The 23,813-nt window shown below is 46.2% G+C and carries 17 protein-coding genes and 5 pseudogenes; 2 read left to right on the top strand and 20 right to left on the bottom strand.

The window, feature by feature from the left end; translation table 11 throughout:
- Positions 1–219 precede the first annotated feature (219 nt).
- The 6 genes and pseudogenes from JCM16496_RS11240 to JCM16496_RS11215 form a co-directional block, all read right to left on the bottom strand.
- Positions 220–702 (bottom strand): PG0215 family putative anti-sigma factor, encoded by a 483-nt coding sequence (locus tag JCM16496_RS11240; protein WP_025834355.1) that lies wholly within the window; start codon positions 700–702, stop codon positions 220–222.
- A pseudogene (locus tag JCM16496_RS11235) lies at positions 692–1,200 on the bottom strand (GFO_1088 family ECF-type sigma factor). The gene JCM16496_RS11240 and the pseudogene JCM16496_RS11235 overlap by 11 nt, the downstream one beginning before the upstream one ends.
- Before the next feature lie 155 nt (positions 1,201–1,355).
- Positions 1,356–2,126, bottom strand: a complete 771-nt coding sequence (gene argB, locus JCM16496_RS11230) for an acetylglutamate kinase (protein ID WP_025834353.1) — start codon at positions 2,124–2,126, stop codon at positions 1,356–1,358.
- A gap of 1 nt (position 2,127) precedes the next feature.
- A complete protein-coding gene (gene speA / locus JCM16496_RS11225) occupies positions 2,128–4,020 on the bottom strand; it encodes a biosynthetic arginine decarboxylase (protein ID WP_005825878.1) in 1,893 nt (630 codons plus the stop codon).
- Positions 4,021–4,155: 135 nt separating this feature from the next.
- Positions 4,156–4,683, bottom strand: coding sequence for a shikimate kinase (locus JCM16496_RS11220; protein WP_005825881.1), 528 nt, complete (start codon positions 4,681–4,683; stop codon positions 4,156–4,158).
- A gap of 62 nt (positions 4,684–4,745) precedes the next feature.
- The gene (locus JCM16496_RS11215) at positions 4,746–5,348 is read right to left on the bottom strand and encodes a nitroreductase family protein (RefSeq protein ID WP_025834349.1); all 603 of its coding nucleotides are present in this window, start codon (positions 5,346–5,348) and stop codon (positions 4,746–4,748) included.
- Between the two features lie 117 nt (positions 5,349–5,465).
- Here JCM16496_RS11215 and JCM16496_RS11210 point away from each other — a divergent pair, with 117 nt between their 5' ends.
- Positions 5,466–6,101, top strand: coding sequence for a ribonuclease H1 domain-containing protein (locus JCM16496_RS11210; protein ID WP_025834347.1), 636 nt, complete (start codon positions 5,466–5,468; stop codon positions 6,099–6,101).
- 115 nt (positions 6,102–6,216) lie between these two features.
- Here the strand turns inward: JCM16496_RS11210 and JCM16496_RS11205 are convergent.
- The 13 genes and pseudogenes from JCM16496_RS11205 to JCM16496_RS11145 form a co-directional block, all read right to left on the bottom strand.
- Positions 6,217–7,070: pseudogene (locus JCM16496_RS11205) on the bottom strand (sugar phosphate isomerase/epimerase family protein).
- A gap of 71 nt (positions 7,071–7,141) precedes the next feature.
- The gene (locus JCM16496_RS11200; RefSeq protein ID WP_025834345.1) at positions 7,142–8,017 is read right to left on the bottom strand and encodes a 3-keto-disaccharide hydrolase; all 876 of its coding nucleotides are present in this window, start codon (positions 8,015–8,017) and stop codon (positions 7,142–7,144) included.
- Positions 8,018–8,089: 72 nt separating this feature from the next.
- Positions 8,090–9,576, bottom strand: a pseudogene (locus tag JCM16496_RS11195) (glycoside 3-dehydrogenase).
- 65 nt (positions 9,577–9,641) lie between these two features.
- Positions 9,642–10,719: pseudogene (locus tag JCM16496_RS11190) on the bottom strand (disaccharide 3-dehydrogenase).
- 423 nt (positions 10,720–11,142) lie between these two features.
- Positions 11,143–12,981, bottom strand: coding sequence for an ABC transporter ATP-binding protein (locus JCM16496_RS11185; RefSeq protein WP_025834343.1), 1,839 nt, complete (start codon positions 12,979–12,981; stop codon positions 11,143–11,145).
- A gap of 119 nt (positions 12,982–13,100) precedes the next feature.
- Positions 13,101–13,964, bottom strand: coding sequence for a DUF6492 family protein (locus JCM16496_RS11180; RefSeq protein ID WP_025834341.1), 864 nt, complete (start codon positions 13,962–13,964; stop codon positions 13,101–13,103).
- A 4-nt stretch (positions 13,965–13,968) separates the two neighbouring features.
- On the bottom strand, positions 13,969–14,847 hold the full coding sequence (locus tag JCM16496_RS11175; protein ID WP_025834339.1) for a glycosyltransferase family 2 protein: 879 nt from the start codon (positions 14,845–14,847) through the stop codon (positions 13,969–13,971).
- 76 nt (positions 14,848–14,923) lie between these two features.
- Positions 14,924–15,835: an alpha-1,2-fucosyltransferase gene (locus JCM16496_RS11170; protein ID WP_025834337.1), complete on the bottom strand. Its 912-nt coding sequence runs from the start codon at positions 15,833–15,835 to the stop codon at positions 14,924–14,926.
- 1 nt (position 15,836) lies between these two features.
- Positions 15,837–16,817: a glycosyltransferase family 2 protein gene (locus JCM16496_RS11165; RefSeq protein ID WP_025834335.1), complete on the bottom strand. Its 981-nt coding sequence runs from the start codon at positions 16,815–16,817 to the stop codon at positions 15,837–15,839.
- A 20-nt stretch (positions 16,818–16,837) separates the two neighbouring features.
- Entirely contained in the window at positions 16,838–17,989 is a 1,152-nt protein-coding gene (locus JCM16496_RS11160; protein WP_025834333.1) for a glycosyltransferase, read from the bottom strand.
- A gap of 73 nt (positions 17,990–18,062) precedes the next feature.
- The gene (locus JCM16496_RS11155) at positions 18,063–19,043 is read right to left on the bottom strand and encodes a glycosyltransferase (RefSeq protein ID WP_128809564.1); all 981 of its coding nucleotides are present in this window, start codon (positions 19,041–19,043) and stop codon (positions 18,063–18,065) included.
- Between the two features lie 12 nt (positions 19,044–19,055).
- Positions 19,056–20,054 (bottom strand): glycosyltransferase family 2 protein, encoded by a 999-nt coding sequence (locus JCM16496_RS11150; protein WP_025834329.1) that lies wholly within the window; start codon positions 20,052–20,054, stop codon positions 19,056–19,058.
- An 83-nt stretch (positions 20,055–20,137) separates the two neighbouring features.
- A complete protein-coding gene (locus tag JCM16496_RS11145) occupies positions 20,138–21,130 on the bottom strand; it encodes a CDP-glycerol glycerophosphotransferase family protein (protein WP_244440332.1) in 993 nt (330 codons plus the stop codon).
- A 259-nt stretch (positions 21,131–21,389) separates the two neighbouring features.
- Here JCM16496_RS11145 and JCM16496_RS11140 point away from each other — a divergent pair.
- Positions 21,390–23,179: pseudogene (locus JCM16496_RS11140) on the top strand (LTA synthase family protein).
- On the opposite strand, the gene JCM16496_RS21830 reads toward JCM16496_RS11140, so the two are convergent.
- On the bottom strand, positions 23,169–23,480 hold the full coding sequence (locus tag JCM16496_RS21830; protein ID WP_128809563.1) for a hypothetical protein: 312 nt from the start codon (positions 23,478–23,480) through the stop codon (positions 23,169–23,171). The pseudogene JCM16496_RS11140 and the gene JCM16496_RS21830 overlap by 11 nt on opposite strands.
- Positions 23,481–23,813: the final 333 nt, after the last annotated feature.

Here is a 23,813-nt window from a genome sequence, read left to right as displayed (position 1 = left end):
AAAAAACGATAGACTCCAAACCCAATGTACTGTAAACAATAATTCACTACCAAAACAATAAAGGGACGCTGCATCACGCGGCGTCCCTTCTATCTTAGTTAGTTTTTATAAGATTTTGAGAGAATTGAAACTTCACAGCCTCAAGTTGTTTTAATAAAGCACACTAACTATTATGTTTAAAGCAAATGAAAATGTTATTTTAAAAGCAAATGAAAATATCTATTCCTTGATTTCCAACTCCTTGTCTACCCGGCGCAGGCTGTCCATCACCTGCTTCTCATGAGACACGGCCACATCTCCCGAGAGAGCTACCGACGGTGCGGAAATCTGTTTACCGATAGTATCAGCTGCTGCCACCTCCTCCACATCCGAGAAAAATGAATGTTGCATCATATTCCCCATCGAAAGGACCACTGCCACTACTGCGGCGGCTTTGAACAGCGGCATGAAGCGTGCGGTCAATGTCAGGCGCTTTGCCTTGACTACCGGAACTTCCACTTCGGCAAGCACCCGGGCATCAAAATCCTCTCCCAGATGCACTTCCTGCTGAAGCTGCTGATATACAAACAAATCCTTGTAGCGAAGCAAGTGCCCGGGAACATCGTTTCCGCTAAAGAAAGCACGCAAGCAGGCTTCCTCTTCCAAAGAAGTTTCGCACTGCCAGTAGCGTTCCAAGAGTTGTTCTATATATTTAGAGTCCATAACCTTCTATATCAATAAACGTTTGTTTTACTTTTTGCCGCGCCCTGAAGAGGTTCACTTTTACCTGCTCCTCGGTCAAGTTCAGGACCGCTGCTATTTCTTTATAGCTCTTACCTTCCACATCCCTAAGCAGCATAATCAACCGCTGTTTTTCGGGAAGCTTGTTTATCAGCCGGTGTATCAACGTCATTCGTTCCTTGTTCACCAGCTTTTCGTAAGGGCTCGATGCATCGGAGGCCTGCTCCATTTCAGGGGTCAGCTCCACAGTGCGGGAGTCTTTTCGCTCGCTACGGTCTATTGCCAAATTCCTTGCCACTGTCAAGCAATAGGCCTCGATAGAACCGAACTGCGGCCACTCGTCACGCTTGTTCCAAACCCTTATCAGCGTTTCCTGCACAACATCCTCTGCCTCTGCCCTATCGAACGTAATTCTCAGGCTAGCCGAAAGAGCTTATCCTTCAGCGGGAGAATGTCATTACGAAAGCTGAGTTCTTGCATCTCTAATAAATTGACGGTTAAGTATTCAGAAAGTTACAGGGTAAAGGCATTTTTTTTCACCACAGATTACACAGATTCACACAGAATTATTCTATACCATTGATAATCTGCAACATTCATCTGTACCAATCGGTGTAATTTGTGATGAGACATCATCATAACTTGATATGTGTACCTCCTTCTTCTCCTATCGCCGAAGCCAAGGTAATCACTACTTCGGACACACCGGCATTCAACGCTTCGAAAGAGTTCTCCAACTTCGGAATCATGCCACCTTGAATCACTCCATCTGCCACGTATTGCTTGAATTCTTCCGGCGTTATCTGCGAAATCACGCTGTCATCGTCGTTCTCGTCGCGCAGCACACCTTTCTTTTCAAAGCAGAACACCAAGGTTACGTCGAACAAACCCGCCAAAGCCTTTGCCGTCTCTCCGGCAATGGTGTCGGCATTCGTATTCAGCATGTGTCCTTCGCCATCGTGCGTCAGCGGAGCCATTACGGGAACTACCCCTTTATGTATAAGGTCGGCAAGGAAAGCAGCATTCACCTGCTTCACATCGCCCACAAACCCATAATCCACCTCTTTCACGGGACGCTTTACCGAACGGATTACATCCATATCGGCTCCCGTCAAGCCCAGTGCATTGACACCGCGCGCCTGCAGGCCCGCAACAATATTCTTATTCACCAGTCCGCCATATACCATTGTCACCACCTTCAGCGTTTCGGCATCAGTGATACGGCGGCCATTCACCATTTTACTTTCAATACCCAGTTGGGCGGCGAGCTTCGTGGCCGAGCGTCCGCCTCCGTGTACCAAGACCTTGTAGCCTTCGATGGCTGCAAAGTCATCCAATAACTTATAGAGGGTGGCTTCCTCTTCTACAATCTTGCCACCCACCTTTATTACAGTCAGTTTCTCCATTTTATTCCAAATAAGTATATCCGTACAGTCCGGAACGGTAATTAGACAAGAATTCCTTTCCTTCTTCCACAGAGATGCGCCCTTCCTTGACGGATTGCGTCACCCAAGTTTCCAGCGTACGTACCAGTTTCTTAGGATTATATTGCACGTAGTCCAACACCTCAGCCACCGTCTCGCCGTCAATCAGTTGGTCGATGGTGTAGCCTTTGGAATTGACAGATACATGCACGGCATTCGTATCACCGAACAGATTGTGCATATCTCCCAGAATCTCTTGATAAGCTCCGACCAGAAAAACCGCCAGATAATAGTGCTCCTTGTCGCGCAACGAGTGCAACGGCAGGGTAGTCGTATCGGCACGCGAACTGACGAAATTGGCAATCTTGCCATCCGAGTCGCAAGTCATGTCCTGCAAAGTAGCCTCGCGGTCGGGTCTTTCATCCAGCCTCTGTATGGGCATGATGGGGAACATCTGGTCGATAGCCCAGGAATCGGGCAATGACTGGAATAGCGAGAAGTTACAGAAATACTTGTCGGCAAGTAGCTTGCTCAACTTGCGGAATTCCTCGGGACAGTGCTTCATGCCGCTGGCAATGGAGTTGATTTCGCGGCATATACTCCAATAGAGTTTCTCTATCTGTGCGCGCGTATTCAAGTCGACGATGCCATGGCTGAAAAGATCGAGTGCCTCTTCGCGTATCTGCTGCGCATCGTGCCAGGGCTCCAGCATACTGCGCTGGCTCAGGTTGTCCCAGATGTCATACAGTTCCTTCACCAGTTCGTGGGCATCCTCTCCCGGTTCCCAGTCGTCGTCCATTTCGGGCAGAGAAGCTGTTTCCAGTACTTCAAAGATAAGCACGGAGTGATGGGCAGTCAAGCTGCGTCCCGTTTCGGTAATGATATTGGGATGAGGGAACCCGTGTTTGTCGGCAACGTCGACGAAAGTCGACACCACATCGTTGACATATTCCTGGATGGAATAGTTGACGGAGCTTTCGCTGCTTGAAGAGCGTGTACCGTCATAATCAACTCCCATACCGCCACCGGTATCCACGAATTCGATGTTGAAGCCCATCTTGTTCAGCTGCACAAAGAATTGCGAAGCTTCACGCAAAGCATTCTTGATGCGGCGTATCTTGGTTATCTGACTGCCGATATGGAAATGTATCAGCTTCAGACAGTCCTTCATATCTTTTTTCTCCAAGAAGTCCAGCGCTTCGAGCAGTTCACTGGATGTCAGGCCGAACTTGCTGGCATCTCCTCCGCTTTCTTCCCATTTGCCACTTCCGCTGGAAGCCAATTTGATGCGAATACCGATATTAGGTTTCACCTTCAATTGCTTCGCCATCTTGGCAATAAGATTCAGCTCATTAAGTTTCTCTACAACAAGAAAAATGCGTTTGCCCATTTTCTGTGCCAACAGTGCCAGTTCAATGAAGCTCTCGTCCTTATATCCGTTACAAACCACGAGGGAACCCGGGTCTGTATTGACCCCTATCACAGCATGCAATTCCGGCTTTGAACCCGCTTCCAGCCCCAGATTGAACTTCTTCCCATGGTTAATCATCTCTTCTACCACGGGACGCATCTGATTCACTTTAATGGGATAGATAATAAAGTTCTCTCCTTTATACCCGTACTCGTCGGCGGCTTGTCTGAAGCAGCAGGACACCTTCTCGATACGGTTGTCCAGAATATCGGGAAAACGCACCAATACCGGAGCCGCTACATCGCGCAACTGCAACTCGTCCACCAACTCTTTTAAATCGACGGCAACTCCATCCTTACGCGGTGTCACCACAACATGACCTTTGTCATTGATACCAAAGTACGAAGTGCCCCAACCAGTTACGTTGTACAGCTCTTCTGAATCTTCAATACGCCATTTTCTCATCAGTACATTTACTATTAGACTATTTACAATTTACTATTTTCCCACTATAGTGTGTCTTATAAAGGGGGTGACAAAAATACACATAAATCTAATATATCCAGCTCCTCGGACTGAAAAATACACATTTACAAGGGATTAAAGTCCTAAAAGTTGGCGTAACCGTTGCACGGATTCGCTAATCTGGCTGCGGCTTTCCAGATAACCGGCATCAAAGCGATAACGGGCCTGCGAGTAAAAAGGCTCACGCTTATCCAGCGCCTCCACAATAAAGGTGCGCAAATCTTCGTCCGTCTTGCCTTGCAGGATGGGGCGTTGCTGCTTCGCCACCCGGAGCCGGCGGAACAGAATATCGGGGTGTACATCCAGGAACACCGTCTGCCCGCAACCGTTCATATACTCCATATTGTCAAAAAAACAAGGAGTACCGCCACCGGTAGAGACCACGACATCCTCAAATTCCCCTACTTCATGCAGCATGTTTCGCTCCAATTCACGAAAAGAGGCTTCTCCCCGCTCGGTGAACAATTCACGGATTGATTTGTGAAAACGTTCTTCGATGTACCAGTCCAAATCAATGAACGGCACATTCATTTCGCGGGCAAAAGCCTTTCCTAAAGTAGTTTTACCGGCTCCCATGTAGCCGGTCAAGAAAATACGTATCATATCTGCTACGAGTTACAGGTTTCCTGCAAAGGTAGCAATTCCAAGCTGAAAACGCCTCTGTATCAGAGAAAAATTTTGATACGCTTGCTTAAATCTTCGAATTCCTTTTCTCCCGGCTCACCGGTGGGTGTACCGAAGGGCATCTGTGCAATCATCATCCAGTCGTCGGGCAGGTTCCAGGTGCGGCGTACCTCGTCGTCAATCAAGGGGTTATAGTGTTGCAGAGAAGCACCCAACCCCATATCTTCCAGCATAGTCCAGATGGCAAACTGGTGCATTGCGGAAGTATGCTGTGACCAAGTGGGGAAATTATCCTTATAGGAAGGGAATGCTTCCTGCAGCTTCTTGACTACAGAAGTGTCCTCAAAATAGAGCACAGTACCGTGTCCGCTGGCAAAACAGCCGTCAATCTTGGCTTCCGTCTTGGCAAAAGCCTCGGCAGAGATGCGCGCTTTCAGGGTTTCCTTCACGATGTTCCACAATTTCTTATGTTCGTCGCCCAGCAACAATACAATTCTTGTAGACTGTGAATTGAAAGCTGACGGTACATTCTTTACGGCTTCACGAATAACGTGTACTATTTCTTCATCCAGTACCGGCGAATCGCTGCCGATAGAGTAATAACTACGGCGATGCGCCATGGCTTCTGCAAATGTTCTCTTCATTTTTTGTCCTTTCTTTTTTTATTGAGTTTTCTCTTATTTATTTTATATCCACCATAGAAAGAAACAAATAAAAGAGTAAGTTGTTCGGATTTTCTTTTTTTACCTTTGTCCGCAGTTATGAAGAAAGAAAAATACTACGTCGTATGGGCGGGAGTCAGCCCGGGTATCTACACTTCCTGGACAGACTGCCAATTGCAGACCAAAGGCTACGAAGGAGCAAAATACAAGTCGTTCGAATCACGCGAGGAAGCGGAAAAAGCCTTTGCCTCTTCGCCGTACGCGTACATCAAGCGGTCGGCCCCTTCTCCTGCCAAGACCATTCCCGACGCCGACGCTCCCCTTCCTGCCGCCGTTGCAGAAAACAGCCTTGCCGTAGACGCCGCCTGCAGCGGAAATCCCGGTGCCATGGAGTACCGGGGAGTACACGTCGCCAGCCGTCAGGAAATCTTTCACTTCGGGCCGATGTATGGAACCAACAATATCGGCGAATTCCTCGCCATTGTCCACGGACTTGCCTTGTTGAAACAGAAAGGTTTCGACATGCCCATCTACAGCGACAGCGTAAACGCCATCAACTGGATAAAACAGAAAAAATGCAAGACCAAACTGCCGCGCGACGCCAAGACCGAAGAGCTTTTCCGCCTGATAGAACGTGCGGAGAAGTGGTTGCGCGAAAACACCTATACCACCCGCATCCTGAAATGGGAAACAAAGCAATGGGGAGAAATTCCGGCCGACTTCGGAAGGAAATAAAATAATTTCACCACAGATTTCACAGATTTACACAGATCCGCAGCATCAATTAAGCCTATTGATAACCTGCAATATCAATCAGTGCAAATTCGTGTAATCTGTGGTGAAACAGGTTTTATTTGCTATACGATGCCTTCACGAAAGGAGCATCAAGCAAGTAGTCAAGACTCTGCTTCACACTCTCTTCTACGGGGCAGCTGTATTTCTCAATCTCAGCTACGATGTGGCGCACACCGGCAACATCCGTATTCTTGAAGATAGCATCATAACCTACCATACCACTCTGTCCAATCTCGCGGTGATCCTTGATATGGAGCATGGTGAAACGTCCGGGATACTTGTTGAAGTAATCCACCGGGCTATTCTGGCCGCGCACTACCCAGTAAACGTCCATCTGGAAGAATACATATTCGGGATTGGTGTGTTGCAGCATGTAGTCCAGCATCAGCTCCTTGTCTTCCACTTTCTGGAATTCATGGGCATGATTATGGTAACCGTATTTCAGACCGGCAGCCTGGCAGCGCTTGCCCACTTCATTGTAATAGTCGCAGTAGGTCTGCAAGTCTTTCAATGTCTTGGGAACGGAGAGATACGGAGTCACGATATACTCCATACCGGCCTCCTTATGGGCAGCAATGCACTGGTCCCACCATTCAAGGCTTCCGTAAAGTCGCCCGAAGCCAGTTCCTCGTCCGACAACCCGTGGGTAGTGTGCGAAGAAAGCACGGTCATACCGTTCTTTTCCACCATCTGCTTGAACTCCTGGGGAGTCTTGCCGTAGAACTTACCGTCATTGTAGTTGGCGGCCTCCACACTGGTATAGCCCATATCAGCCAAGTCTTTCAGAATCTGGTCGAGGTTACTGCCGTCCTTCACCAAGTCTCTTACAGAGTAGAGTTGGATGGCTACTTCCTTTTTCGTCGTTTCCGGCGTCGTTTCCGTGCTCTGGCTGCTACAGCTTGTGGCCATCATGGATAAGCACAATGCTGACAAGATCATCATATGTTTGATTCTCATAGTACTATCTTTTTTAGAAAGGATTAGTCGAGAACCTTTACACGGATGTTGCGGTACCATACGTCATCGCCATGATCTTGCAATCCGATGAAACCTTCGTGATTCTCACCACCGCAATTGTTCAGCAACTCGAATGCCAAGGGCCACTTCTCTTCGCTGAATTTGCTAGCCTGCAACATATCAGTCCATTGTTTGGTCCACAAGTGATATTCCACTACATTCTCATCGTTCTGACCGTGAACCACGGTGCCTTTATATACCATGATTTTGGCCTTGTTCCATTCGCCGAAAGGATTTGCATTCTGCGGAACAGCCGGAATCATATCATAGAGAGAAGCCGATTGGCGGTTGTTGTCCTTGCCCAGTTTGGCATCAGGATGGTTGGCATTGTCCAACACCTGATATTCGGGAGCAGAGATATAGATGGGTTCCAACACTTCGTTGCCGTCCTTGTCCTTGGAAGTGACCTCCTGAGCCAAATAGAAGATACCGGAGTTACCACCTTTGGAAACCTTCCATTCCAGCTCCAACTCAAAGTTCTTGAACTTGTGAGCGAAAATCAAGTCGCCCCCCTCACCGGTCTGACCTTCACCTGTACCACTTCCGCAGAACTTAATACAACCGTCTTCGATAATCCAGCGGGAAGGCACCTTATCCTTGCCGTAACCGCGCCATCCGTTGAAGCTTGTTCCGTCAAAGATAGTAATGTAACCATCTGCGTCTACCGGCAGATTCAAGCTTTCGGTTTCGTCGGCTTTCAAGGATTTGGAGTAAGACAAAGTAGTTGTAGTGGAAGCTGCGGCTTCTTCCGTAGCGTTCGATTTCTTTGCACCGCCACCACAAGAGGCGAGCATACCTCCGATAAGGCAACAAGCCAAAGGATAATATATTTTCTTCATAATCTGAAAAATTAAATGATTAGTATTCGTTTATGAGCATCAGAAACCAAGTTCCGATGCTCTTTTTAATGTTTATCTGGGCATATCGGGCAACTTCCAGCCTTCGCGGTAGTTGTGCTTGATGAGCTCTTCTGCAAAAGCCTTGGCATTTACCGGGTCTGTCCATGTCTTGTCGAAGCTCGGATGGCCGTTGTGTATCTTGAAGCCGTCCTTGATGACTGTACGCAATGTTTCGTCATCGCCGATATTGGTGAAGCGCATGTTGGCGCCGTCCCATTCCAGTGTCTTGTTCAGACCCTGCAGACGAATGGCCAGTACACCCATTGCCACCATTTCGTTCATCGGTCCGGCTTCGGAGAAGTCAGACTTAGGCATTACGCGGCTGGAAGCACTTTCCTTACAAGCACGTACCCAGTCCATCTCATGACCGCCACTCATAGCCTTCGGCACGCGGCGGCAAACCTTCGGTGCATTGGGCACACGGCCAGAAAGCAACCACGGATTCTGTCCGTAGCAACCGCAAATCAGCGTATCCTTCGTTCCGTGGAAGATGGTCAGACCGCCACCGCTCTGCATCAGTTGCTTTCCTTCGGGGAAGCCTTTCGGACGGTCGGGCATCATGCCACCATCATACCAGTGAACTTCCACTTCGGGCATAGCCACCTTCGGCATATTCTCGCGTGCGGGGAAAGTCAGCTTCACGTGCTGTGCTTGCGGAGCGCAGGCATTGAGCAACAATGTAGACGAACCTTCTACCTTGGTAGGATACAGCAACTTCAAAGCTCTGAACGGCTGGTGCAGGATGTGGCAAGCCATATCGCCCAAAGCACCCGTACCATAATCCCACCATCCGCGCCAGTTCCAGGGATGATAGATTTCGTTATATGGATTCATCTTGGCAGGACCGGTAAACAAATCCCAGTTCAGGGTTTTGGGAATGCGGTCTTCCTTCTCCGGCACATTCAACCTTGCGGCCAGATGGGACGGTCGGTAGCACATTCCACCTTCGTCACGTCACCGATTTCGCCGTTCCATATCCACTCGCACACCAGGTCGGTACCTTCATCCGAGGAACCCTGGTTACCCATCTGGGTAACTACACCCGTAGAAGCAGCCAGGCGGGTAAGCAGACGGGACTCGTATACAGAGTGCGTCAACGGCTTCTGGCAATATACGTGTTTGCCCATCGTCATGGCGTCAGCAGTGATGATGGCATGTGTATGGTCGGCAGTAGCGATGATAACGGCATCGATGTCCTTGCCCATCTCATCGTACATCTTACGATAGTCCCAATACTTCTTCGCATTAGGGAGCTCATCGAACACACCTTTCGCGTAGCGCCAGTCTACGTCACAAAGCGCCACGATATTTTCCGTAGCCTTTACATGATTAATGTTAGTGTGTCCCATGCCACCGATACCTACGGCAGCAATGTTCAAACGGTCACTGGGAGGTACGTGTCCGTGGCTCTTACCCAAAATGCTGCTTGGAGCAATGGTAAGACCCGCCAAAGCTAAACCTCCGGTCTTAAGAAATTCTCTTCTTGTAAATTTCGACATGGTTCTTTAGATTTTAAAATCGGTTAATATAATGAGTTTTAAAACAATCCCTATTACAGTAGGCATCAGACTACCGTCTTCTTCGGACGGAGCAGTCCGTAACCTTCTTTCATATGCCTCCGGCGCTCCCTGATTTCCTCCAGCGTCTGCAAGTCGCCTATGCCGGGCAGGTCGTGGCGGCGCGCGTCCTCCAGGAAGGTCCATCCATATTGGGAAGCAATGGCCGAGTCGCGCATCTGCGGCAATCTCGGATCGCGTTTCCCGCTCTCGATGGAGTCGGCCATAATATTGCATAGCTTATCCAGGTTCTTCCCGCCAAACGGTTTCTCCAGGCGAAGCGTACGGTTCACGCCGTGAAGTTCCACCACGGCAGTCCGGAAATCATGCGTCATGCGCACGATACCTTTTGTACCGATAATGTCCGTATATGCATTATGAGTCTGGTTTCTGGAGAGTTGTCCGTAGACGAATCCTTGTGTGACATCGAAGGCGATGCCGTTCTCGAACGTACCGTGGCACTGTACCCACCAAGGGTCCTTGTAGTCCCACATCCGCATACCTTGCGCATGCCAGGTCTTGTATTCACTGTCGGCATACCAGCGGGCAATGTCTATGTAGTGCATGCCGCAGTCGTGATAGGCGGGGCCTCATATTCGTGTCCCTCACCCGGCGCCAGTCCCGGAGTCATGTGCAGATACGCAAAATGGCCAGTTCGCCAATCTCGCCTTCATCGATAAACTGCTTCATAGCCTGGTGATACCAGGAGTTGCGCAGATAAAGGTTGACAGCGGCAATGCGGTCATACTTTTCAATCAGGTCCACAATTTCCCATTCCTTGTCAATGGTATCGGCAATGGGTTTCTCCGTCAGGATATGCTTATGGCTCCGGACAGCTTTCTCTATTTGTTCTTTTCTGGAATTTGCCAATGCAAAAAGACCAACAGCTTCTACACTCTGGTCGTCAAAGATTTCTTGTTCATCGGATATGATTCTGGATGAAGGGGAAAGGTTTCTTGCCAATTCTCGGGAGGCCGGATCGGTATCGCAGATATATGCGATCTCCCATCGACCGCTTTTCTGCATTTCCTCCCAATACATTTGCCCCATTCTGCCGAACCCTATCAAACCAACTTTTATTTTCATGGTAGGCGAATATTAAATATTTACAGTTATAGTATTATCGGGGTCGATTGAATTACATGATTAAGAGTACTTGGACTGATAGTCATAGTAGCTGTCGTCGTAGACGTTGGATATAATTTTTTCATGATATTTGCAATGTTTATGTATGTGTTCTTTGCAAAAATAGGATAATTAGTGATAGAATGGAAGCAAGCGGATATTAAAAAAGCGTAAAAGGTAAAAGAACGCCCTTTATTCATCATCGCCTAACGGCCGTGAAACACTCTGCCGGCAGCCGCCAACACCCACCTGCATCATAGCTTCTGCGTAAGAAATATAGAAGAGAAAGAAGAATTAATAGGCTGTTTGCAGGAAATTAACTTCCTATTTAGTCATAACAGCCTAGCACAAGCGGGTGGAAGCAAAGTACGCAGAATTTTATTTCTATGAGAGAGACTGCATATCATTCAGTCTCTTATAGTAGCCGTTCTTCTCGAGAAGCTCCTCGTGTCTGCCGCGTTCCACTATTTCACCTTCATAGAGTACACAAATCTCATCCGCATTCTTGATGGTGGAAAGGCGGTGGGCGATGGCAATCGTGGTACGGGTCTTCATCAGCCGTTCCAGAGCCTCCTGCACCAGACGTTCACTTTCAGTATCGAGTGCTGAAGTGGCCTCATCGAGTATCAGGATAGGCGGATTCTTCAAGATGGCACGGGCAATGCTGATGCGCTGGCGCTGTCCGCCGGAAAGCTTGCCGCCACGGTCGCCGATGTTGGTCTGATAACCGAGCTCGGTCTCCATGATGAAGTCGTGGGCATTGGCAATCTTTGCCGCTTCGACCACCTGCTCCATGGTGGCATTTTCCACACCGAAGGCAATGTTGTTGAAGAAGGTGTCATTGAACAGAATGGCCTCCTGGTTCACGTTCCCTATCAACGCGCGCAAGTCGTGGATGCGGAAATTCTTGATATTCACGCCGTCAATTGTAATCTCACCTAACTGCACATCGTGATAGCGCGGCAGCAAATCCACCAATGTAGATTTGCCGGAGCCGGACTGGCCGACAAGTGCAATGGTCTGCCCCTTGGGCACCGTCAGATTGACGTGCTTCAGCACTTCGCGCTTGCCGTCGTAACTGAAGGAGAGGTCCTTAAATTCAATCCGGTCATTCATCCCATGCAGCGGCAACGGGTTTACCGGTTCCTTAATGGGGTTCTCGGCTTTCAGTATTTTGTCCACACGTTCCATGGATGCCAGACCCTTCGGGATGTTGTATCCTGCCTTGGCAAAGTCCTTCAGCGGATTGATGATGCTGTACAGAATCACCATATAGAATATGAATGTAGATGCCTCGATGGAAGAGCTTTCGCCCAAAATGAGCAAACCACCGAACCACAGCACCAATACAATGAGCAGCGTACCGAGGAATTCGCTCATCGGATGTGCCAACGACTGACGGATGGCTACCTTGTTGGTGGCATCACGCAGCTCGTCGCTGCATTGCTTAAAGCGGTCCACCATCTTGTCTTCGGCTATGAAAGCCTTGATTATACGCAGTCCGCCAAGCGTCTCTTCCAGTTGAGACATGGTATCACTCCATTTCCCTTGGGCTTCCAACGACTTGCGTTTCAGTTTCTTGCCGACTTTTCCCATCAGCCAGCCCATACCCGGCAATACCAAGACAGTAAACAGGGTCAGCTGCCAGCTGGTTACAATCAGAGTGGAAAAATAAAGCAGAATCAGGATAGGATTCTTGAGCAGCATATCCAGTGAGCTGGTAATGGAGTTCTCAATTTCGCCTACGTCACCGCTCATACGTGCAATGATGTCCCCTTTCCGTTCTTCAGAGAAAAAGCCGAGCGGCAAGTGCATCACTTTGGAATAGACCATCACGCGGATATCGCGTACCACTCCCGTACGAAGGGGAATCATAATGGCGGAAGAGCCGAAATAGCAGGAAGTCTTCAGCATAGTCATGAAAGCAAGGAAGAGTCCCATGAACAGCAATGTCATCTGCGGTCCGTGTGTCTCAATCATCTGGGTGACGTAGTAATAGAAATTATTCACCGCCACTTCCTTGATGCCTTCGCTCCCCCACTCCATGTACTCGTACACTTTGGTATTCTCCCCCGTTTTGAAGAGGATATTAAGAATAGGAATCAACAATGTGAATGAAAATACGTTGAATATGGCAGACAGTACATTGAGCACGATTGCCCAACCGATATACTTCTTGTAAGGCGACACAAAGCGCCGCATCAGCTGCAGAAATTCCTTCATTGCTTGTAGTTAAGTGAATTATGAGGTCGCAAAGATACAAGAAAACGGGGGAATGGAAAAGGGTTTCAGGTTATTTCTGACTAACCTCCTCCAAAGTATTCAGCTTCACACCTTCAGTTTTACCGTAATTTTGAAATCAGTTTCATCAATGGATAGAACACATGTTCCCCCATATCGTTGCAAAATCTTCTAACGAACTTATGGGGAGTGCTCCAGCTCTCCAACGAAATAGTATCGTATTTCCTGGATAATTTCCGGAGCTTTCTTTTAGAGATGCTACGACTATAAATGCTTCCTGCTTCTCTGAATGTACGGAGTTCCTTCAAGATGAAACAATCCGGATAATTAGCACGGCAATAGGTTCCATAAGTCTCAAATTCAGAAAATCCATTTGGCTCATCCGCAGGAGTTGCATTGATAACCTTCTCAAACCATGAATCGCCCGGAATACCGGAAGTTTCCATCTTCCGAATCAGCTCCTTCATAATAGGAACAGAAACGAGCATGTGTTCGGCAATAAATGAATAGTCCGTAGCCTTATCATAGCCGATGAGTGCCTGCATCGTTCTGAAGTAGGGCTCATGATATTCTGTTTTCGGAGTAAATATCATTTTATTTGAGGTAAAAAAGGATAACCGATTAAGAGGTATGGTGTCACTATCCCATATCAGATAATAATCTTTGGCGTATCGGCTACGCGCAAATTCCATCTTGAGGAACTGCTGGTAATACCATCCGAATCTATACTCGCATGTGAAGTGCCGCCTAGCTATTCCCTCCAGCTGCCGACGGTCCGCAACAATTTCTTCCTCATCAATCAGGCTGACATTATATCTGCTCCGAAACCTTTTTGAGAAGAAACCGAAACTATGCTTGTCTGTTATAAGATAGATATTATCGCTTTCTATATTCCGGTGAATATAAAAAATAGTCTTCTTAACAATCAAGCAGTCTTTGGAAGAAACACATATCACAACATCCATGCCACTACTTCTTTTTTATCTGATTCTTATTCCGCTTTGACGAAGACGAGAAGATGGAATTTATTCTATACAAGAACAGAACGAGTTTCCGGGCACGTTTGGAGAACCTCCTTGTATGGCTCACTATGGGGATTATTTTACCTAACTCAGAATTCTTGTACTCATTAAGTTCCATCCGGGTTCTATCGAGTTCCAGCAAGCTATCATAAAATGCTGCCGGTATATTATCCTTTATCCAACGCATCCGTTCGTCCACCCCTAAAGACCCACTGGACGCACTAATTCCATTTCCATCGTATTCGGCAATGCATATCGGCACACGTTTATAACTGCATCCTTTCAGGATGATATTCTCTACAATATGAATCCAATCGGATGCCAAGATATAGTCTGTTCTGTATCGTTGATTATTGAAAAGGGAGTGATGAATGAAACACACTTGATGACAAATTGTATCTTTCAGTAAAATGAAAACAAGGTCGAGAGGAAAAGGAGATTGCACATCTATCGTCTTATTTGCCGAAACAGCAACCCTTACATCGCCATAAATGTATTCCGTCCCATCAAAATCCACCTGACCTAAAACATCTCCCACCAAAAAATCACCGGAATTAAGGAATTGCAAGTATTCTCCACCAGCATGTTCTATTCCCTTATTCATTCCGTCGTATATCCCTTTGTCCGGTTCTGACACCCAGAATGTCACATGTGGGTTTCCTTCCGCATACTGCTTGATTGTTTCCAGACTACCATCCTTGGAACCGGCATCAATAATAATATGCTCGTAAGAGGAAAAAGACTGGTGTCTGACACTTTCCAACGTTTTGCTTAGACCACTGTTATTATTAAAGTTTACAGTTATAATGCTTAGTTTAGGTCTCATGCTGATTTTAAAATTTCTATAATTTGCAAATATACGCCATCTTATTCATTCTATTGGGAACGACAACGAAGTGGTTTTATAAAAACACCGGATTCAGAAACAGTTCCTTCCACGGATATTCCACCTTATCATCACAAAGCACTACCGTTTTTTCCGGATTATCACCCAAGAGAGCACCGTATTTGCCCAAAGTCCCTTTACTGGTAATCTGATGCCTACAACGAGCTATCAAAAACAAATCCATATATCCTTTATCCGAACCGTTCACATCAATTACTTTACAACTACCCTCCGTCAAACGAAGTTGTGGAATAAGTTCATCTCTCACCCAGTCCGGCTCATCCGAAAAGAAATAGAAGAAAGAAGACTTATCCTTGCCCTGCATATAAGTCACCGCCGACTTGAAATACTCCAATGAAGCAGGTTTTCCGTAAGCCGGAATTTCCACTTTCAAGTCCCCACGCCTTACATGAACTGCCACGGAACAAGCACATGAACCAATCTTGGAATACAGCAATCTATTCTGTTCATCCAGCACTTCGGGCATCACCCTAAAAAGCGACCGGAATTCAGGAAGCCAAATGTCAGCCGGGACATGATAATATCCCCCCAAATAGACAGGAGGCTTCTTTTGTAGAAATGAAAAGTCATTTTCCCGACTTAACGTATTGTTACCTAAATTGTAATATTTCCTCTTATACACGTCAACAGCTACCTTAGAGGCCTCCTCGACAGATAAGTAGGGAAAGGCTTTCAATAAATCAAAGTTTCTGACAAAATGATAATCCATATCGCTCCCCCACTCCTTAAAGAAGGTCAAGTCATACTCCACCTTATAACCTTTTCGGCTAAAAACATGCCCTAACAAATACTGATGCATCTGTGAACAGACCCCACCATCCATCAAAAGTACCACCTTAGAAGCCAATATTCCATTTTTCAGAAGAAAACGATATATTTTACATTTTATCTTGTGCAATATATTCATTCTATAGTTTATTTTTTAAGATATAATATTTCACCCTCAAATTCCCCCAAAAGGTTGAAAGCTTGTAAGCCTTCAACAGCTTACGTTCCCGCCTGGACAGATTTTCAACCAAATCCGGGTATCGCTTCACATCAGCAACCAACCGTCTCATGTCATCTGCAACATCCCCGTATTGTTTCCAATAAAGACTCGTATATGTAGTCTGAAGATGCATATAGGCAATCTCCTTTCCCAATTGTTCCGACAAGCCTTTAGCCGACACATATTTCTCAATCCATCGTTGATAAGCCCTGAAGTCCTTATACTTTTCCTCATTCGGCAGACAAGACATCGAGGACGAATTTCTAAAATAATTAACAGTAGGAATATTCAAAGAAACAATTCTATCAGCCGCCAGAATCAATTGTGTCATCATGATGGCATCCTCACCTATCGATATATCGGCGATAGTTTCAATCTTGTTGTTAAGAAACAATGAACGCTTTTGAAAATGAGACCACACACTCCAATAAGCCTGCAAATTCAATTTCTGCCTAAAATAACTGATTCCTGAAATCTCACCGAATGTATAAGGCTTTGAAAGAATAGGCTCTTTGTCCGGATAACAAAAAAGGAAAGAAGATGCAACAATATCAGCATCAGTTTCTTCTGCCCTACATACTAACTTTTCAATAGCCCCATCAATCAACGTGTCATCACTGTCAAGATGCTGAATATATTTCCCGGTTGCCTTCAATATTCCGGTTTTCCTAGCAAGAGGCAGCCCTTCATTTTTCTTGTCTATACAAACAATACGCCTATCAACTTCCATATATTTCCGGATTATTGAACGGCTGCCATCAGTACTCCCATCATTCACTATTATAATTTCCAATCGACTATAGTTCTGATTTATCACACTAAAAATGCAATCCTCAATATATTTCTCTGTATTAAAAACAGGTATGATAACAGAAACCAATGGCAAAGCATCATTATTCATACATCAAAGCTTTTAGTCTGTCACAAAGATTCAAACAACTCTTTCCATTTCTTTCCCACAATCTGCGGAGAGTACTCTTGCGCTTTCACGACAACATTCTGCTGCATTTGCTTCAACATATCGGGGTTCTTCAATAGCTTCAACAGTGTTCGCGCATATTTAGATTGATTAAAAGGCGATACAAGAAATCCATTCACTCCTGACGGTGAAATTATCTCCCGCACTCCGGCGCCACAATCATAAGCCACGGGCACTACTCCATTCGCCTGCGCTTCCGTCAAGCAAAGCCCCCACCCCTCAAAAGTAGATGTCAGACACAGCACCGATGCATCCCTATAAAAACCGGACACATCTTCCTGATAGCCCAAGAAACGGATCCTTTGCAAATTGCAGGCAGCAGCTTTCTGCTGAAGATTCTGCCTTTCAACACCATCACCAATCAGAAGCAGCTCCCAATCCGGCACTTGTTTATAAATCCGCTTCCAAACATCAATCAACCTATCCACACGTTTATCAACATAAGTAAAGCGCCCTACAAATAATATTTGTTTCTTCTTATGATGGTTGACCGAAAGAATTTGCCTTTCAGAGTTGGGTATCACGTGAAATTTATTGTTCTCAAAAGGTACACCGAGTTTCTTTATCAGTCTATGCTTATAGTCTTCACACAATACAACATATGCATCAGCCCGCCCATACAATTTTTTATGTTGTTCAATAAACGGCTTATCATATTTTGGGAACCATTTTTCCCTTGGACAAGTTATAAAACGCCACTTCAACATTTTCAACCACGAACCTTCGGCGCGTTTTCCTTTATCTGCCACTTTTGCCACAGCCTCCCATAAAGGAATACTATGCGGCGCAAATACCAGCTTGCAATGAACACCGTCCATGATGTAATCCAGATGTTTCAGAAGATGTATAGGCAATACAAAAACATCAATAAAGAGTGAATTTATAATTTCAATAAAAGCATTTGCATTCTCCAACGAATTAATGTCCTTATCAGGAAGTTCTATGACTTCTATACCAGCTACATCATACGTTTTATGGCATAAAGCCACAAAGCTTTCATAACCATAGCCAGATAGATAATTAGCTATATCAATTGTAACCCTTTCTGCTCCTCCACAAGGAAACACTTCATGAAAAAATAAAATTCGCTTCATAATTAGTTTCAACTCAGACTCTAATGCAAATCACTTTCCCTACATCATAAAAAGCTATCATTCAGTCCAAAAGTTATTTTCTTTTTCGTTTCTCTTTATTACGATAATATGCAATAAATAAAGAAGGGGCATACTTATATAAAAAGATATGCATAATTCCCTTTCCTTTAGGTAACGGTGCCAGTCCCTTTGCTTTCATCTGCACAATCATCTCATGCTGGAATCTTGCCGGTATCCCTTTTCTTATTCCTATACGAAAAGTAGTCAATAGTCTTCTTGCAATCAAATTTTTAAAAAAACTATTCATTTTTTCCGTTTTCACATTCTTTTGTCTGAATGCTTCCAAGCTCTCCATAGCCTGAAGCATATAAAGAGAAGCGTGTTCATCATAATTCATCATAAACGAATCTGAATTCTTATAATAATGATAGAAAATTATAGATGAATATTTTACACGCCTTGCATAAAAGAAGATTCTGGGAATAATTTCTTCATCTTCATGACGAATGGGCAAGAACTTCAATTTATGTTCTTGCCAAAAAGAGGCTCTATAAGCATTGCACCAGACCACTTGTGGCAAAAACTGTTGCATAAAATCCGTTCCAGACCAAACTTGAGCAGACAAAACCTTTTCATCAGACACTCGGTTAAACTCTTTGGGAAGTTTTCCTTTTTCATCCCAATACTGAAAATCCATTACCAGGATATCCAACTCTTCTTTTTCAAGAGAGTCATAAACATATTGTAAGACATTACTTTGAATCCAATCATCCGCATCAACAAATAAGAAATATTTTCCTCTGGCCTCCCGACAACCATAATTCCGCGCTTCACTGACACCTCTATTTTCTATAGTCACGTAATGAACATTAGAATAACGACCGGAATACTCATGCAAAATAGCTTCAGTTCTATCCGTCGAACCATCATTAATTACGATCACCTCATATTCCCCGGTCGGCAAATCCTGATTTACTAATGAATCGAGGCAACGTTCCAGATATTTCTCCGCATTATATGCCGGAACTATAATAGATATCTTTATTTCAGCCATACTCAATCAACTTTAATACTTATGACGCTTCGATTTAAAGATTGACCTTATCAATCGATAAACTTTTCGATAGAAATCTTTATGATTATAAATAAGATAACGTTTTAAAAAAAGGGAAAAGCCCAATTGTCTATAGCCAACACAGTCAAATTCATGCATTTTGACAATCACATCACAAATGATTTCATCGGTGGAAATCGAGTTTTTTATCATCATTGTATGGTCCAGTAAACGTATCCCACGACGCATGACATAAATTCCAGCTTTATCCCATATACCTTTTTCCAATATAAACTTTACTTGTTCGTAGACGCTCTGAAAAAGGTTATATTCTTTCTGGGGATTATACTTACTCTGCATCGTACTCCCCTCCCGTATCATATAATGGTATTTAGGAGTATCTTGCATCACAATCTTCTCTGCTCCGTAAAACACCCGATAGCAAATAGCCAAATCCTCAAAAACACGGTTGACAGGAAAGAAAATACCCGCAAACAGACTGCGTTTGAACAATTTATCCACCATATAGTTTCTGACATGTTTGTCTACTGCCAGAGCGCGAATACCCTCATCACGAGTAAACACAAACTGCTCTCCCGAAGCATACTTCGCCACACTCTTCTTTCCTTTATCCCTATAATGCGAACAAATGGATATATCCGCTTCATTCTCCTTCAGCAAGCGGTACAAGAATTCGTACATATCCGGCTCAATCCAGTCGTCGCTATCCACGAAACCAAGGTATTCACCCTGAGCCACCGCCAAACCTCTATTCCTGGCTGCGCTCTGGCCTGCATTCGTCTGGTGGATAACCTTTATCCGCTTGTCCCTTTGGGCAAAAAAATCACAAAGCTCTCCCGAACCATCGGAAGAGCCGTCGTCAATCAATATGATTTCCAAGTTCCGGTAAGTCTGCCCGCAAACGGATTGCAGGCACTTCTCCAAATATTCCTTCACATTATAGACCGGAACTATAATGCTTATCAAAGGCAATGAACCGGTATCATCCATAAAGCACAGCAGTTACCATATTCCTAATGACGATACCAACGGATAGCCCACCCGCCAACGCAACTTGAATTTGCGCAACAGGTTCAACGGCTTGCTATACAGCCTGCCTGATAGTACCAGATATAATTGTTCACCGCATCCAATACCCGCGAAGAAGACTCGCCGTCGAGATGCGCTTCATGCTTGTGCACGTAGGCGCGAATCTGCTCCATCAGCTCGGCAGGACGGGAAATGGCCTTTTCTATAGCCCCTTCCACCGCATCCGCCTCCGTCACATTCAGCAGGTGGCTGCCCGGCATGGTGTTGCAATAGGTCACCACCGGCTTGTCCAGCATCATGGCCTCCACAATGACAGACGAAGCATCGGACAACAACACATCCGCGCTGTTCAGCAACCGGGCATCCACAAGCCCGCCCTCGTGGAAGGTAACGTTGGGGCAGGAAGCGGCCAATGCCTTGTATTTCTTAAGGAGTTCCGAATCCGAGAACTTGGGGTGAAACGAAATAATCCAGTCCCACTCCTTCTCTTGCGCCATTCGCCGGATGGCATCTAACAGATGGGGAGCGGAAGTGATGCTCTTGGTAAACGTCGAAGAATACAATACCACCGGACGGGTATGGCGGGAGGTGTTTGCACGCTCCTTCACGAAAGTGTCCGCCTTGCACCAGCCGGTTTCGTACACCTTGAAGAAACCGTATTTCCTCTCAAGTTCCTTGAAGGGCAGTGTGCTCGACTCTCCTTGCGTGCAATATACATCGAACCAGCCGCGAACGGAAAAGTGGTCGTCCTTCTCATCGCCACGCTTGTTGATGGGATAACCATGGAAAAGGGAAACCTTCACCCCGGGGAAGAAATCATAGATATAATTGCCCGGTGCGAAAACGGCAATAGGTTCATAATCCATCACTTCGCGGACAGAACGGAGCCACCTCTCGTCTTGGGTCAACAGAACGGGGCAATCCGGCTCGATAAACCATGCAACGTCATCTCCTCTACGCCAAATTTCCTCTTGAAGCGGGCGAAGTATAGGATAGGAATAGGCTACTGAAACGAAAAATAAGTAATGTTTCTTCATATAATTAAAATATCACAGTGACAACAAAATGTCACCCAAATTACCAATAGGACAATAAAGTCAAGTCTTAATCTTATAGAGGTTCTGCTTTCTTTGCTTCAAACATCTGCAAAGTAAATACAAGAATTCCTTATATACTGCATCAACGGGAAAAAAAATGCGAGTTTTATGTACTTTTATTCAAAAGTAACTGTTTATGAAGCATTTTGTCCTCCCGATTTACTACCTTTGCAGCCCTATACTTAAAAAAAACTGTTTTATGAGAAGAAATCTTTTTCATTGCTCCGACAATCATCGGAGAGTAACAGACAAAGTAGCGATTTTGTTCGGAATTATCATTTTTTTCAAATTCCTGCTGTTCGATTTCATCTGGAGCATACCCACCACATTCGCTTCATTCTCTACCATCGAATTCTATGCGACCAAGATAATAGCCACGCTCATCCTGCTTGCCCCCTACAAGTTCTTCCGGCTTTGGAAGACAGAGATAGCCGCCATGTTGCTGCTGGACGTGCTGCTCATTGTCAACCTGATGTATTTCCGCACTTACTATACCGCCATACCGCTTGCCAGCTATGGGCTTTCGGGAAACCTTGCCGACTTCACCGGAAGCGTCCTCGACTCCTTCCGCTGGTACGACATCTTCTTCCCTCTGTCTACCATTGCCGGTATCTTCCTTTACCGGCATTACAAAAAAGATACTGCCGGAAGAATATCATACAAGTATTACGGAGGAACTTTGGGAATCGGCATCCTGCTGTTTGCCGCCACCACCCTGGCTAAAGGAGGATTCAAGGAAGCGTACAACGCCGTCCGCCAGAAAGCCTACCTCTGCGCAAGCACCACTTCCATGTACACCGTCTTCGGAAACCTGTATTACGACCTCATTGACCGGAAACAGGAACCCACCCCGCAGATAAAGCAAGAGATAGAGGAGTGGCTGAGCCGGAAGCCCGAACATCGCCCCCTGGCCGGACGTATCGGAATCCGCAACAACTGCATCGTCATCCTGGCAGAATCTCTTGAAAGCTGGGTGCTGGAAAGGGAAGTGGAAGGGCAGGAAATTACTCCATACCTCAACAAGCTGCTGCAAGACTCCACCACCCTATACGCTCCCCACATGCTGACCCAGGTGAAAGGGGGACGCTCCATCGACGCACAGCTGATGCTTTGCGCCGGCATGCTGCCCATCAACAGCGGCACATACAGCAGCCTGTATCCGCACCACACCTACGGAACCCTGCAAAAAGCCATGCACCGGCAGAAGAACTCGCGCAACTACCTCCTGACCATCGACAAGGTGTCTACCTGGAACCAGGGCGTCATAGCCTACAGTTTCGGGACCGACACCATCATAGCCTACCATGACTTTGAACTGACAGAGGCCTTCGGCACGCACAAGCGCACCGGAGACGGTTCTTTCCTGGAACAATGCAGCCGCAAGATAGAGAACGGGGAAATATGGAGGAAGGGGGAGAATGCTACATGCAACTGGTGACCTACTCCGGCCATGCCCCCTTCAAGCTGCCCGAGGAACTGAAAGAAATCCATTTCTCTCCCGCCATCCCGCAGAAGATGAATGACTATATGACCACCGCACGCTACACAGACAAGGCGATAGGAAAATTCGTGGAGTACCTGAAAACGCTTCCACAGTACGACGAGACCCTTATCGTCATCACCGGCGACCACGAAGGGCTGGCCGCTTACCGCGAAGAATTGTGCAACGCGCCCGGCGGCAAGGGGGTCGTGTCCGACAAGACATTCACCCCGTTCATCATCATCAACTCTCCGGTAAGCATGCGCTACGACAAAGTGATGGGGCAAATAGATATGTACCCCACCCTGCTGAACTTGCTCCAACTGGACGATTACTACTGGAGCGGACTGGGACAAAGCATCCTCGACCCGCGCAAGAAAGCATTCGCCGTCAGTCCCCAAATGGAGGTGGTAGGAGAAGAGCCCACCCCGGCAGAAGCCGAGTTTGCCAGAAAAGCGTATGACATTTCCGACCGGATGATACATTTCGACTATCAAGCTACATGGTGACCGTATGCCGTGCGGCTCGTACAGGACCGACTGCTTTCGTCTGTCCTTGTATGTGGCGGCGCAGATTCTTACCATACAAAATAAGCCGACGAGCCACTCTTCGGGCAGATGCTTTCTGATTTTTGTTGACAAGCCGATGACTTGTGCTGATTTCCGGTTTCTCCGACACCGGGGAAGGCGGGGTTCCCCGGTGCCGGAGGTGGGGTTCCCCGGTGCCGAACCCCTCGTTCCCCGGTGTCGGAGAAGCAGCCCCTTCAGAAGGTGTTCTGAGTGGGGTAAAGACATCGCCGGAGATACACAAATAAATTTCAACATATACTTAGAGACTAACTCCTTTAACTGAAAAAACACACCCTCATCCCTTTGTTCTTCCGAATTATTATGTACCTTTGTCACATAATGCAACTTTAAGGCAACTATCATCAACTCTAAAAGACGGCTTATGAAGACCATCCGGCACATTGACAATGACACAGAGAAGCGGAAAAGGGTGATTTTACCCCCCCCATTATTGTAAACATATTTAACCGGAAGAACATGTCTGCGCACACTGCAGCAGCACTCCAGGCAAGCGCCTGCTCCAGAAGGAAAGATTCCACGGGGCAGGCGCTTGTCGTGTTTTCGGCACAGGGCG

It is taken from the genome of Bacteroides rodentium JCM 16496 (assembly GCF_000614125.1).
GTDB classification, from domain to species: Bacteria; Bacteroidota; Bacteroidia; order Bacteroidales; family Bacteroidaceae; genus Bacteroides; species Bacteroides rodentium.
The sequence above is the reverse complement of the archived record's forward strand: the minus strand, read 5'-3'. Positions and strand labels throughout refer to the sequence as shown.

What these genes read in the sequence shown, in the direction of transcription:
- JCM16496_RS11240 (WP_025834355.1), bottom strand. Translation starts at nt 702, where the DNA reads ATGGACTCTAAATATATAGAACAACTCTTGGAACGCTACTGGCAGTGC.
- argB (WP_025834353.1), bottom strand. Translation starts at nt 2,126, where the DNA reads ATGGAGAAACTGACTGTAATAAAGGTGGGTGGCAAGATTGTAGAAGAG.
- speA (WP_005825878.1), bottom strand. Translation starts at nt 4,020, where the DNA reads ATGAGAAAATGGCGTATTGAAGATTCAGAAGAGCTGTACAACGTAACT.
- JCM16496_RS11220 (WP_005825881.1), bottom strand. Translation starts at nt 4,683, where the DNA reads ATGATACGTATTTTCTTGACCGGCTACATGGGAGCCGGTAAAACTACT.
- JCM16496_RS11215 (WP_025834349.1), bottom strand. Translation starts at nt 5,348, where the DNA reads ATGAAGAGAACATTTGCAGAAGCCATGGCGCATCGCCGTAGTTATTAC.
- JCM16496_RS11210 (WP_025834347.1), top strand. Translation starts at nt 5,466, where the DNA reads ATGAAGAAAGAAAAATACTACGTCGTATGGGCGGGAGTCAGCCCGGGT.
- JCM16496_RS11200 (WP_025834345.1), bottom strand. Translation starts at nt 8,017, where the DNA reads ATGAAGAAAATATATTATCCTTTGGCTTGTTGCCTTATCGGAGGTATG.
- JCM16496_RS11185 (WP_025834343.1), bottom strand. Translation starts at nt 12,981, where the DNA reads ATGAAGGAATTTCTGCAGCTGATGCGGCGCTTTGTGTCGCCTTACAAG.
- JCM16496_RS11180 (WP_025834341.1), bottom strand. Translation starts at nt 13,964, where the DNA reads ATGGATGTTGTGATATGTGTTTCTTCCAAAGACTGCTTGATTGTTAAG.
- JCM16496_RS11175 (WP_025834339.1), bottom strand. Translation starts at nt 14,847, where the DNA reads ATGAGACCTAAACTAAGCATTATAACTGTAAACTTTAATAATAACAGT.
- JCM16496_RS11170 (WP_025834337.1), bottom strand. Translation starts at nt 15,835, where the DNA reads ATGAATATATTGCACAAGATAAAATGTAAAATATATCGTTTTCTTCTG.
- JCM16496_RS11165 (WP_025834335.1), bottom strand. Translation starts at nt 16,817, where the DNA reads ATGAATAATGATGCTTTGCCATTGGTTTCTGTTATCATACCTGTTTTT.
- JCM16496_RS11160 (WP_025834333.1), bottom strand. Translation starts at nt 17,989, where the DNA reads ATGAAGCGAATTTTATTTTTTCATGAAGTGTTTCCTTGTGGAGGAGCA.
- JCM16496_RS11155 (WP_128809564.1), bottom strand. Translation starts at nt 19,043, where the DNA reads ATGGCTGAAATAAAGATATCTATTATAGTTCCGGCATATAATGCGGAG.
- JCM16496_RS11150 (WP_025834329.1), bottom strand. Translation starts at nt 20,054, where the DNA reads ATGGATGATACCGGTTCATTGCCTTTGATAAGCATTATAGTTCCGGTC.
- JCM16496_RS11145 (WP_244440332.1), bottom strand. Translation starts at nt 21,130, where the DNA reads ATGAAGAAACATTACTTATTTTTCGTTTCAGTAGCCTATTCCTATCCT.